Origin of the sequence: Bosea sp. PAMC 26642, assembly GCF_001562255.1 — a bacterium.
Taxonomy (GTDB): Bacteria; Pseudomonadota; Alphaproteobacteria; order Rhizobiales; family Beijerinckiaceae; genus Allobosea.
This window is the reverse complement of record NZ_CP014301.1, coordinates 2,750,447-2,762,171: the sequence shown is the minus strand read 5'-3', so window position 1 is coordinate 2,762,171 and position 11,725 is coordinate 2,750,447. Positions and strand designations below refer to the sequence as shown.

Below are 11,725 nucleotides of genomic sequence, written 5' to 3'. Positions count from 1 at the left end.
TTTTACACCATCCCCTTGCCGGCGTCGGAACCTCGACGCGCCTGTCGCGCCCGCAGCGTCAGGATCGCGGCCAGCGCGAGACCGATGACGAGGAAGGACACAGCCGTCGTGACCGTTCCCAGCGCGTAGATCTCGGGCGTGGTCACGGTCGAGGTCAGGGCCTGCAGTTCGAGCGGCAGGGTGTTCTTCTCACCGATCGCCTGTGAGGAGCGCGCGATCTCGTCCCAGGACAAGGTGAAGCCGAAAAGACCGACGCCGATCAGCGACGGCAGGATCACCGGCAGGATGACATGGGCAAAAGTCTGCCAGGGCGTGGCGCCCTGGTCGCGCGCCGCTTCCTCCAGCCTTCCGTCGAAGCGGTTGAAGATCGCGAACATGATCAGGAGCCCGAAGGGCAGGGCCCAGGTGAGATGGGCGCCGAGACCCGAGGTGAAGATGCCCATGGCGGTGTTGTAGCTGTCGGAGATGAAGGCCGGCGCATGGGCTTTGACCACCTCGTCGAAGAGGCGGAACTGCAGGGCGATGCCGAGCGAGGTCACGATCGAGGGCACGATCAGGCTGGCGATGGTGACGTAGAAGAGCAGGTTCTGGCCGAAGAAGCGCTTGCGGAAGGCGAGGCCCGCCAGCACCGAGAAGACCATGGTGATCACCATCACGGTCAGTCCGAGCTGAAGCGAGCGCCAGAAGGCGGATTTGATATCGACGATGCCGCCGCCCGCCCAGAGCCGTCCGAACCAGTGCAGCGAGACCCCGTTCATCGGGAAGGTCATGCCGCCGGTCGGACCCTGGAAGGAGAGCACGAAGATCGCGATCATCGGGCCGTAGAGGAACAGCACGAAGAGGCCGAAGAAGGCGGCGAGCCAGTAGAAGGAGGCGGGACGTCCCTCGCGCATGGCTCAAAGCTCCTTCCTGATATCGACGAAGCGGTTCAGCGCCGTGATGATCAGAAGGGTGATCGCGAGCAGAATTACGGCGTTGGCGGCGGCGGGCGGGAACTGCAACGCGTTCAGCCGCGTCTCGATGATCTTGCCGGCCGAGGCGATCTGCTGGCCGCCCATGACGCCCACGGTGATGAAATCGCCCATCACGATGGTGACGACGAAGATCGAGCCGATGACGATGCCGGGCTTGGCCAGCGGGATGACGACGTTCCAGAGCGTCTGCCAGCCGCTGGCGCCGGCATCATAGGCCGCCTCGAGCAGGCGCTTGTCGATGCGCGCCATCGAATTGAAGATCGGGATCACCATGAAGAAGGTGAATAGGTGGACGAAGGCGAGCACCACCGAAAACTGCGAGAACAGAAGCCACTCGATCGGCTGCTTGATGATCCCGAGATTGATCAGTGCCGTGTTGACCAGCCCGTTGCGGCCGAGCAGCGGCACCCAGGAGATCATGCGGATGACGTTGGAGGTCCAGAACGGGATCGTGCAGACCAGCGCCAGCGTCATCTGCATCGTGACCGAGTGGACGTGGAAGGCGAGGAAATAGGCGATGGTGAAGCCGATCACCAGCGTCAGCGCCCAGACGATCAGGCAGAACTTCACCGTCGAGAGATATGTGCGCAGGATGGTGCAGAGCTCGGGCAGCTGGTCGAAGCAGCCCTCGAAGGTCTCGACATAGGAGCGCGTCGTGAAGCTCGGGATGATCGCATAGTCGTTGTAGTCCCAGAACGAGACCATCACGACGAAGAGCAGCGGGATGACGAAGAAGAGCGCGAACGCGCCTGCGAAGGGCAGCGCCTGGAGCCAGGCCGGCGGGGCGTAAGCGGATCTGGTTGCTGGCATGAGCTTGGCGGTTCTCGTCCTGGGCTGGTGGTTGCGGGCAGACCTTGCTCCACCCTCCGCGTCATCCCGGACAAGCGGCGTAGCCGCGCCGATCCGGGATCCATCCTAAGGCTTTACGGTGCTCTATGATGGATCCCGGATCTCCGCTTCGCTGCGTCCGGGATGACGGCGCTTTTTCATCAACGGGGAAGCAGGCTCACGCGGCGATGAACTCGTTCCACTTCCTGACCATGTAGTCGTTCTCGTCCATCACCGCGTTCCAGCAGGCGACGTTGCCCATGCGGTCGTCATAGGAGCCGCCGTCGCGGGTCGCGCCGGCCTTTTCCAGAAGCGAGCCGTCGGGGCCCTTGATGTCCTTCTCGGCTGCCTTGCCCTCCATCCAGTAGGCCCACTCATAGGGCTCCATGTTGGCCTTGGCGGTGGAGAGGACGGCGGAATAGTAGCCCTGCCGGTTGAGATAGGCGCCCGCCCAGCCCGACAGGAACCAGTTGACGAATTCATAGGCGAGTTCGGCCTTGCGGCCGGTGACCGACTTGGACAGACAGAAGCCCGAGGCCCAGGAGCGATAGCCCTCCTTCAGCGGCTGGAAGGTGCAGGCGATGCCCTTGGTGCGGACCGCCGTGACGGCCGGCGACCACATCGACTGGATCACCGTCTCGCCCGAGGCCATCAGGTTGACGCTCTCGTTGAAGTCCTTCCAGAAGGCGCGGAACTGGCCGCTCTTCTTGGCCTCCGTCAGCACCTTCATGGTCAGGTCGATCTCGGCCCGGGTCATGTTGCCCTTGTCGGGATATTTGTAGAGGCCGGCGGCCTCGACCACCATGGCGGCATCCATGATGCCGATCGAGGGGATGTTCAGGATCGAGGCCTTGCCCCTGAATTCGGGGTTGAGCAGTTCCTTCCAGCTCTCGATTGGGCGCTTGATCAGGTCCGGCCGGATGCCGAGCGTGTCGGCATTGTAGACCGTCGGGATCAGCGTCACCCATTGCGTGACGCTGGAGGCGAACTTGGTCGAATTCTGGCCCTCGACGAACATCACCTTCTTGGGCGCGGTGCCCTGGTCGCCGATGACCTTGCCGTTGGGCAGCTGGCCCTTGGTGAAGACCGGCGTGATGTTGTCGAATTCCTTGATCTTGCGGGCGTCCATGCCGAGGATGTTGCCCGACGGAACCAGCTTCTTCAGGCTGAAATACTCGGTGTCGAGGACGTCGAACGAGTTCGGCTGAGTGATCACGCGCTTGGTTACGTCGTCGGTCGTGGCCGAGATGTATTCGATGGTGATGCCGGTGTCGGCCTTGACCTTCTTGGTGATGTCGTCGGCCTGGTTCACCGCGGTGCCGAGATAGCGCAGCACCTTCGGCTCCTGCGTCCAGACGGCCGGAAAGCCCGTGATCGCGCCCGAGCCGGCGGCGAAGCCCGCAGTTGCGCCGGCGCCCTTCAGCAGCGTGCGGCGCGAGACGCTTTTCGTATCCTTTGTCGTCCTCGTCATCGTTCTCTCCTCCTCCTTGGTTTGTTCAGGCAGCCGTTGCCAGTCGGTGGATGTCGGCCTCGTTCCAGCTCACGGCGACCATGTCGCCGGGATTGAGCGGCTCGGCGTCGAAGACGGCCTCGCTCAGATTGGCGGTGAGGTCGGAGGCGAAATCCGCCTGCAGCCCGATCTGCACATAGGAGCCCTGGTATTCGACGTCGCTGACGACGGCGGTGCGGGCCGCGCCCTGCACGGCCTTGGTCAGGCGCACCCTGTCGGTCCGGACCGCGATCGAGCCGCTGGCATCCGAGACGATGTTGTGGCCGCCGATGAAGCGGGCGATGAAGGCGGTCGCGGGCGCGTTGAAGACCTCGCGCGGTGTCCCGGCCTGTTCGATCAGCCCCTGGTTCATCACCACCATCAGGTCGGCCAGCGCCATCGCCTCGTCCTCGCCATGGGTGACGTGGATGAAGGTGATGCCGAGTTCCTTCTGCAGCTTCTTCAGCTCGGCGCGCATCTTGATGCGCAGGAACGGGTCGAGCGCTGAGAGCGGCTCGTCGAGCAGCAGGATCTGCGGCTTGGTGATCAGCGCGCGGGCGAGCGCGACGCGCTGCTGCTGGCCGCCGGAAAGCTGGGCCGGCAGGCGCTCGGCGTAGCGCTCCATGGCGACGAGTTCGAGCAGGCGCATTGCCTCCGCCCGGCGCTCGGCCTTGGCAAGGCCGCGCATCTTCAGCGAGAAGGCGACATTGTCGACGCAGGAGAGATGGGGAAAGAGCGCGTAGCTCTGGAACATCATGGCCGTGCCGCGCTGGGCGGGGGCCAAGTCGGTGACGTTGGTGGGACCGAGGATGATGTCCCCCTCGCTGACCGCCTCATGTCCGGCGATCATCCGCAAGGTCGAGGATTTGCCGCAGCCTGACGGGCCGAGCAGGCAGCAATAGGTACCAGCCTTGACGCGCAGATCGATCGCATCGACGGCGACCGTCCCGCCATAGCGCTTGGTGACCTGGACGAGTTCGAGATCTGCGCCGCGCACACGCACCTCCTGGGTGAGGGCAAGCGCCTTACAAGCACCGTGCCAAGGCGGCGTCCGAAGCTGTGAGGCCTCCGCAGGCCCCAGATGGCGGTGAAGCTTTGTCTTGAACGTCTGGCGGCAACAGGCTGCCTGCAAGCCAGGCATCTGCACAAGGAAATTGCATCAAGGCGTTTCGGACGCCCATGCGGGCTGTCCACGGGCTCTTGGTATCAATCCATTCCGATCCATCGCCCCTCACGCGAGGACTGCACGGCCCGTTCGATGAAGCGTACGCCGCGGGCCCCGTCCTCGACGCCGGGATAGTCCGCCTCCAGCGGGTCTGCGATGCGGCCGGGCTGGCGGGCACGGATGTCGGCTACGATGCCGCGATAGACGTTGGCGAAGGCCTCGATGAAGCCTTCCGGGTGGCCGGCCGGGATGCGGCTGGCGTTCTTCGCGGCCGGGCTCAGCCAAGGCGAGCCGCGCGTCAGGATCATTTTTGCACCGTCGAGCCGGTAGTGGACGAGCTGGCTCGGGCGTTCCTGACGCCACTCCAGCGTCCCCAGCGTGCCCGAGACGCGCAGGCGGAGATCGTTCTCCAGCCCGGCATTGATCTGAGAGCAGACCAGCACGCCGCGCGCGCCGCCATGGAAACGCAGCAACATGCTGGCGTCGTCGTCGAGCGCCCGGCCGGGCACGAGGGCGGCGAGATCGGCGACCAGCGCTTCGATCCGAAGCCCGGTCACGGTGGCGACGAGATTTTCGGCATGGGAGCCGATATCGCCGAGCGCGCCGGCCGGGCCGCTGCGAGCGGGGTCGGTGCGCCAGCTCGCCTGCTTCTGGCCGTCGCGCTCCAGCGCGGTGGCGAGCCAGCCCTGATTGTATTCGACGACGACCTTGCGGATCGTGCCGATGGTGCCGTCGCGGACCATGTCGCGCGCCTGCCGGACCATCGGGTAGCCGGTGTAGTTGTAGGTGACGCCAAAGACGGTGCCCTGCGCTGCCACGGCCTTGACGAGCGTGTCAGCCTGCGCGGCCGTGTGGACCAGCGGCTTGTCGCAGACGACGTGGAAGCCGGCCTCGACGAAGGCCTGCGCGACCTCGAAATGAGTGTCGGTCGGCGTGACGATCGAGACGAAATCGACGCGCTCCTCCGGCAGGCGTTTAAGCTCGTCGTTTAACAGATTCTGCCAGCTGCCATGGTTGCGCCCGGTCGCAAGCCCGAGCGCCCGCCCGGAGGCAATGGCACGTTCCGGCGTCGCGGAGAGCGCTCCGGCCGTCAGTTCGCCCAGTCCGTCGAGTGCGATGGCGTGCCTGTGCACCGCGCCGATGAAGGCGTCGCGCCCACCACCGATCATCGCATAGCGCAGCTTGCGCGGGGTATCCTCGCTCATGGGCCGTCCATCGTCAGAGAGCGGCCGCCGCTCAAGCGGCGGCCGCGGGAAAGGCGCGCGTTCAGAACGGCGAGTCGGCGTAGTAGAAGTCCTTGGCGTTGGCCTTGTCGATCAGCACCGAGGGGATGATCGTGGTCGCCGGCAGCTTCTCGCCCTTCAGCCGCGCCTCGGCCGTCAGCTTGATCGCGTCGTAGATGAACTTCGGCGAATAGCTGACATTGGCTCCGATCCGGGGATCGGAGCCGTCGAGGATGACCTTGACCATGTCCTTGGCGCCGGCGCCGCCGAAGATCAGCTTGATGTCCTTGCGGCCGGCCTGCTCGATGGCGCGCATGGCACCGAAGGCCATGTCGTCATCGGCAGCCCAGAAGGCGTCGATCTCCTTGAAGCGGGTGAGGAAGTCCTGCGTCACCTTGAAGGCGTCGTCGCGGTTCCAGTTGGCGAATTTGGCGTCGAGCAGCTTGATGTCGGGATAGGCTTTCAGCACGCCGGTGAAGGCGTCCATCCGCTCGGTGTCGAGCGTTGTCGGAATGCCGCGCAGCGCCACGACATTGCCTTTGCCGCCGAGCGTCTTGGCGATGTACTCGGCCGGAATCTTGCCGAAGGCGGTGTTGTCGCCGGCGACATAGGCGTCCTGCGCTGCGGTGTCGGTCAGGCCGCGATCGACGACCGTGACATAGGCGCCCTTGGCCTTGACGTTGGCGACCGGCCGCGTCAGCGCCGCCGACTCGAAGGGGAAGACCACGAGCGCGTTGATCTTGTTGACCGAGCTCAGATCCTGGAGCTGGTTGGCCTGCTCAGTCGCGTTGGCCGCTGTCCTGATGGTGATCTTCAGGTCCTTGTGCGCGGCTTCGAGATCCTTCTTGGCCTGGTTGGCCCAATAGTTGATGCCGCCCATGAAGCTGTGGGTGGCGGCGGGAATCGAGACGCCGAGATTGACCGGGTCGGCGGCAAACGCGGGGAGTGCCGCCGAGAAGGCCAGCGCTGCGATGGTGGATTTGAGAACGTTACGCCTGTTCATGGACATGTTTCCTCTCCTTTTATCGGATCGCCCTAGCGGCGGCCCTTCTGCAAAAACGCGACTGTGATGATGACGAAGCCCTGCACGGCGGCGTTCAGATAGACGCTGATGATGCTCGTCAGATTGAGGATGTTGCTGATCACCGAGAGCAGGATCGCGCCGATGACGGTGCCGACGATGCTGCCCGAGCCGCCTTTCAGCGCGGCGCCGCCGACGATGACGGAGGCGATCGCCTCCAGCTCCCAGAGCAGGCCTGTCGTCGGCGAGGCCGAGCCGAGGCGCGGCACATAGAGCAGCGTCGCGATGCCGACGCAGGTGCCCAGCAGCATGTAGGTCAGGATCTTGATGCGATCGACATCGACGGCTGCATAGCGCGCGACCGTCTCGTTGGAGCCGATCGCCTGGACATAGCGGCCATAGGCGGTCTTGTTCAGGATCAGCGCGCCGACGAGCGCCACCAGCAGGAAGACCCAGACGGGAACGGGCACGCCGAGCGCGCTGCCGTAATAGACCGGCGCGTAGAGGTCCGCGAGGTTGTTGGAGAGCGTCAGCGCGCCGCCATCGGCGAAATAGGTCAGATAGGCGCGGAATATTCCGAGCGTGCCGAGCGTGACGATGAAGGGCTCGATCCTGCCTTTCGAGATCAGCAGCCCGTGGATCAGCCCGAAGCCGGCGCCGAGCAGCACGGCGAGGCCCGCCCCGAGCAGAACTGCCAGCAGCGGCGAGCCGAGTGCCGGACCGGCCCAGTTCATGAACATGATGACGCAGCCGGCGATCAGCGCCGCCATCGAGCCGACCGAGAGATCGATCCCACCCAGGATGATGACGAAGCACATCCCGACCGCGATGATGCCGATGAAGGCGGTGCGGGTCAGCACGTTCATCAGGTTGTCGGGCGTGGCGAAATCGCCGTTGAGCAGCGTCCCGACGATGCAAAGCATGACGAGACCGACGATCGGGCCGAGGCTGCCGAGCGTTTCCGACCAGGACGCCTTCGCGTCCGTCCGGCGCGATCCGGTCTCGGATGCCGTGGCTTGCGGCTCAGGCTGCGACATGTCGCGTCCCCGTGGCATGAGCGATCATGATGTCTTCCGTGAGTTCGTCGCCGGTGAGGGTCGCGACGATGCGGCCCGCCCGCATCACGGCGACGCGATGGCTGAGCCCGATCAGTTCGAGCAGTTCCGACGAGATGACGATCACCGCCAGCCCCTGCTGGGCGAGACGATTGATCAGGAAGTAGATCTCGCGCTTGGCCCCGACATCGACGCCGCGCGTCGGCTCGTCGAGGATGACGACGCGAGGATCGGGGTGCAGCACCTTGGCGAGCGCGAGCTTCTGCTGGTTTCCGCCCGAGAGCGACGAGGTCCTGACGGTGTGAGAGCCGGCGCGGATGCCGAATTCGTCGATGGCCCTGGCCAGGGCCTGCTTCTCCGCCGAGGGGTCTAGCCATGGCTTGGCATAGCGCTCCAGCGCCATCAGCGTCAGGTTCGGCCGAAGCTGGAAGTCGACATGCAGGCCCTTGCCCTTGCGGTCCTCGCTCAGATAGCTCAGCCCGCGCCGGGTCGCCTCGCGCAGCGAACCGATCGTCAGCGGCCGGCCCTCGATCTCGACCTCGCCCGTCGCCGGGCGCAGGCCGAGGATGCCCTCGAAAAGTTCGGTGCGGCCGGCCCCGACGAGGCCTGCGAAGCCCAGGATCTCGCCGGGCCTGACCTCGAAGCTCGCATCCTGCGCCCAGCCAGGCACGTCGATGTTGCGCGCCCGCATCGCGGGCCCGCGCGTTTCGTCCACCGTCAGCCGCGGCGGGAACAGGTCGGCCATTTCGCGCCCGACCATCATCGTCGCCATGGCGTGGCGCGTGATCGAGGCGGTCTCGGCCCGGCCGACAAGACGGCCGTCGCGCATGACGAGGATCTCGTCGGTGATCGCCTCGACCTCGTCGAGCTTGTGCGAGATGTAGATCACGGTGACGCCGTCTGCGCGCATCTGGCGGATCAGCCCGAACAGGCGGGCGGCTTCGGACGGGGTGAGGGTCGCCGTCGGCTCGTCCATGATCAGCAGGCGCGCCTTGCGGGAGAGGGCCTTGGCGATCTCGACGAGCTGCTTTTCGGCGACGATCAGCCGGCGCACCGGCGTCGCGGGGTCGAGGTCGAGCCCGACCTGCCGCAGTGCGGCCTGCGCCTCGCTGCGCATGGCGCTCTCGTCAAGGAACCAGCCTTTTCGCCGCTCATGGCCGAGGAAGATGTTGCCGGCGACGCTGAGATCCTCGGCAAGGTTGAACTCCTGATGGATCAGCACGATGCCGAGATCTTCGGCGTCGCGGGAGGTCTTGAACGAGACCGGTTGTCCGTCGATGGCGACGCTGCCTTCGCTCGGCTGCTCGTAGCCGGCGAGGATCTTCATCAGGGTCGATTTGCCGGCGCCGTTCTCGCCGAGCAGGCCGTAGACGCGGCCGGGCTCCAATGCGAACGAGACGCCGTGCAGCACCTGCACCGGCCCGAAACGCTTGACGATGTTGTCGAAAGCGACGGCGACGCCGGCGCGGTCCTGCACGGACGGGTTCATGCGGCGGCCCTCCCGTTGCGCAGGGCCTCGCGCATGGCGAGCACGCCTGCCCCGATCAGCCCGGCCTCGTCGCCGAGCGGCGCGTAGGTGACTTCGAGATGGCGCGTCGAGAGTGCGAGCGAGCGCTGGTTCACGCTCTGCCGGATGGCGGCGAGGAACATCGGGCCGATGGCCGAGACGCCGCCGCCGATGAAGATGTGCGAGGGGTTGTAGAAGTTGACCAGCGCCGCCAGCACCTGGCCGATCAGATGGCCGGAGCGCCTGACGACCGCGTCGGCGGCGGCGTCGCCCGCCCGGCTCGCCGCGCCGACATCGACCGCCTCGAGCCTGCCTCCGGATTTCAGCCGGTCCGCGAGCCAGGGACTGTCGCCGGCCTCGACGGCCTCCAGCGCCATCGCGACGATCGCGGGAGCGGCCGCCATCGCCTCGACGCAGCCGCGGTTGCCACAGCGGCAGAGTGGGCCGTCCGGGTCGATGCAGATATGGCCGATATCACCGGCTGAGCCGGTGGCGCCACGATAGAGCTCGCCGTGGCAGACGATGCCGCAGCCGATGCCGGTGCCGATCTTGATGACGAGGAAATTCTCGATCTGCCGGTGCAGCCGCCACAGCGCGCCGAGCGCCATCAGGTTGACGTCGTTGTCGACGAACACCGGAGCCGGCGTGACCTGGCGCATGTCGTCGCGGATCGAGAACGAATCCCAGCCGGGCATCAGCGGCGGATTGACGAGTTGGCCGATGGCGAAGTTGACCGGCCCGGGCACGCCGATGCCGACGGAAAGCACGTCGTCGGGCGAGAGGCCATTATCGGCGAGCATTCTGGGCATCAGCGCCCTGAGCCTGGCCATGATCGGGCCGGGGCCGGCCTGGACGTCGGCCACCTGCGAATGCCTGGCGACGATGGAGAGGTCGGGACGCAGCAGCGCGAGATCGAGGCTGGTCGCGCCGATATCAACGCCGAAGACGATGCCGATGCCGGCGTGGATACGCAAGGTCTCGGGGCGGCGGCCGCCGGTCGAATGCTGGACGCCGACTTCGTCGAGCAGGCCCTGGGCAAGCAGTCCGGCGGTGATCGCATTGGTCTTGCTGCGCGAGAACTGGAGCGTCTCGGCGAGCGTATGGCGCGCGCATCCGCCCGACCAGAAGGTCGCCTCGAGCAGCGTGAGCTCGCTTGGGCTCAGTTGGTGCCAGGGCAGGGCGATGTCCGCCTCCCGATCGTTTCCTCAGGCGGCCTTATCTGGCCGCTCCGTGATCAGGCTAGGCGAAGCGCGTAGCCGGGCTCAAGGCCGAACTTCGACCTATATCAAGCCGAAGAGAGACGAAAGCGAGGCCACCATTCTGTCGATCAAGGGCTGGACGAAGCGCGCGCCTGTGCGCAACGTCCGGCCCGCTCTAATTTTTGAAGAAGGCCATGCCCATGCCCGCGACGATGAAGGGTCCCGCGATTTTTCTCGCCCAGTTTGCCGGCGACGCCGCGCCGTTCTCGTCCTGGGGGGAAATCACCCGCTGGGCGGCCGGATTGGGTTATCGCGGCGTCCAGCTGCCGTCCTGGGATGCGCGCTTCCTCGATCTCGCCAAGGCTGCGGAATCGCAGGATTACTGCGACGAGATCGTCGGGGTCGCGGCCGAGAGCGGCGTCGCGATCACGGAGCTGTCGACGCATCTGCAGGGGCAGCTCGTCGCCGTGAACCCGGTCTATGACGCCGCTTTCGATGCCTTCGCGCCGGCGCATCTGCATGGGAAACCGGCCGCGCGGCAGGAATGGGCGGTGGCGCAGATGCAGCTCGGCGCGGTCGCGGCGCGGCGGCTCGGCCTGAAGGGGACTGTGAGCTTCACCGGCGCGCTGGCATGGCCGTTCGTCTACCCCTGGCCGCAGCGGCCGCCCGGCCTCGCGGATGAGGCCTTCGCCGAGCTGGCGCGGCGCTGGCGCCCGATCCTTGATGCATACGAGACCGAGGGCGTCGATGTCGGCTTCGAGGTGCATCCCGGCGAGGACGTCTTCGACGGCGCGACCTTCGAGCTGTTCCTCGACCGGCTCGACGGTCACCCGCGTTGCCGGATCAACTACGATCCGTCGCATTTCGTGCTGCAGCAGCTCGATCATCTCGCCTTCATCGACATCTATCACGAGCGGATCAGCGCCTTCCACGTCAAGGACGCGGAGTTTCGGCCGACAGGGCGGCAGGGGGTGTATTCCGGCTACGCGCCGTGGATCGACCGTGCCGGGCGGTTCCGCTCGCTCGGCGACGGGCAGGTCGATTTCAAGGGCGTGTTCTCGAAGCTCGCGCAATACGGCTTCGACGGCTGGGCCGTGCTGGAGTGGGAATGCGCGCTGAAGCACCCCGAGGATGGCGCGCGCGAGGGCGCAGCCTTCATCGCCGACCACATCATCCGCGTCACCGAGACGGCCTTCGACGATTTCGCCGGCGGCGGGCAGGACACGGGTCTTGCACGCAGGATGCTGGGGCTGGAGTGACGGGG

General features: G+C 66.0%; 10 protein-coding genes. 1 reads left to right on the top strand and 9 read right to left on the bottom strand.

The window, feature by feature from the left end; all coding sequences use genetic code 11:
* Positions 1-2: 2 nt before the first annotated feature.
* From AXW83_RS13385 to AXW83_RS13345, 9 genes are all read right to left on the bottom strand, one after another.
* A complete protein-coding gene (locus AXW83_RS13385) occupies positions 3-893 on the bottom strand; it encodes an ABC transporter permease (protein WP_066614246.1) in 891 nt (296 codons plus the stop codon).
* A gap of 3 nt (positions 894-896) precedes the next feature.
* Positions 897-1,784: an ABC transporter permease gene (locus tag AXW83_RS13380; protein ID WP_066614245.1), complete on the bottom strand. Its 888-nt coding sequence runs from the start codon at positions 1,782-1,784 to the stop codon at positions 897-899.
* Between the two features lie 196 nt (positions 1,785-1,980).
* The gene (locus AXW83_RS13375) at positions 1,981-3,273 is read right to left on the bottom strand and encodes an ABC transporter substrate-binding protein (protein ID WP_066614244.1); all 1,293 of its coding nucleotides are present in this window, start codon (positions 3,271-3,273) and stop codon (positions 1,981-1,983) included.
* A 25-nt stretch (positions 3,274-3,298) separates the two neighbouring features.
* Entirely contained in the window at positions 3,299-4,294 is a 996-nt protein-coding gene (locus AXW83_RS13370) for an ABC transporter ATP-binding protein (RefSeq protein ID WP_442855189.1), read from the bottom strand.
* 203 nt (positions 4,295-4,497) lie between these two features.
* A complete protein-coding gene (locus tag AXW83_RS13365; protein ID WP_066614240.1) occupies positions 4,498-5,661 on the bottom strand; it encodes a Gfo/Idh/MocA family protein in 1,164 nt (387 codons plus the stop codon).
* Between the two features lie 61 nt (positions 5,662-5,722).
* Positions 5,723-6,682, bottom strand: coding sequence for a substrate-binding domain-containing protein (locus tag AXW83_RS13360; RefSeq protein WP_210179598.1), 960 nt, complete (start codon positions 6,680-6,682; stop codon positions 5,723-5,725).
* 32 nt (positions 6,683-6,714) lie between these two features.
* Positions 6,715-7,737, bottom strand: coding sequence for an ABC transporter permease (locus AXW83_RS13355; RefSeq protein ID WP_066614236.1), 1,023 nt, complete (start codon positions 7,735-7,737; stop codon positions 6,715-6,717).
* Positions 7,724-9,244 carry a sugar ABC transporter ATP-binding protein gene (locus AXW83_RS13350; RefSeq protein WP_066614235.1) on the bottom strand — a complete coding sequence of 507 codons (1,521 nt, stop codon included), beginning with the start codon at positions 9,242-9,244 and terminating at the stop codon, positions 7,724-7,726. Before AXW83_RS13350 ends, AXW83_RS13355 begins: the two co-directional genes overlap by 14 nt.
* A complete protein-coding gene (locus AXW83_RS13345) occupies positions 9,241-10,236 on the bottom strand; it encodes an ROK family protein (RefSeq protein ID WP_210179597.1) in 996 nt (331 codons plus the stop codon). Before AXW83_RS13345 ends, AXW83_RS13350 begins: the two co-directional genes overlap by 4 nt.
* Positions 10,237-10,661: 425 nt before the next feature.
* Here AXW83_RS13345 and AXW83_RS13340 point away from each other — a divergent pair, with 425 nt between their 5' ends.
* Complete coding sequence (locus AXW83_RS13340) at positions 10,662-11,720, top strand: sugar phosphate isomerase/epimerase family protein (RefSeq protein ID WP_066620456.1); 1,059 nt, start codon at positions 10,662-10,664, stop codon at positions 11,718-11,720.
* Positions 11,721-11,725 lie beyond the last annotated feature (5 nt).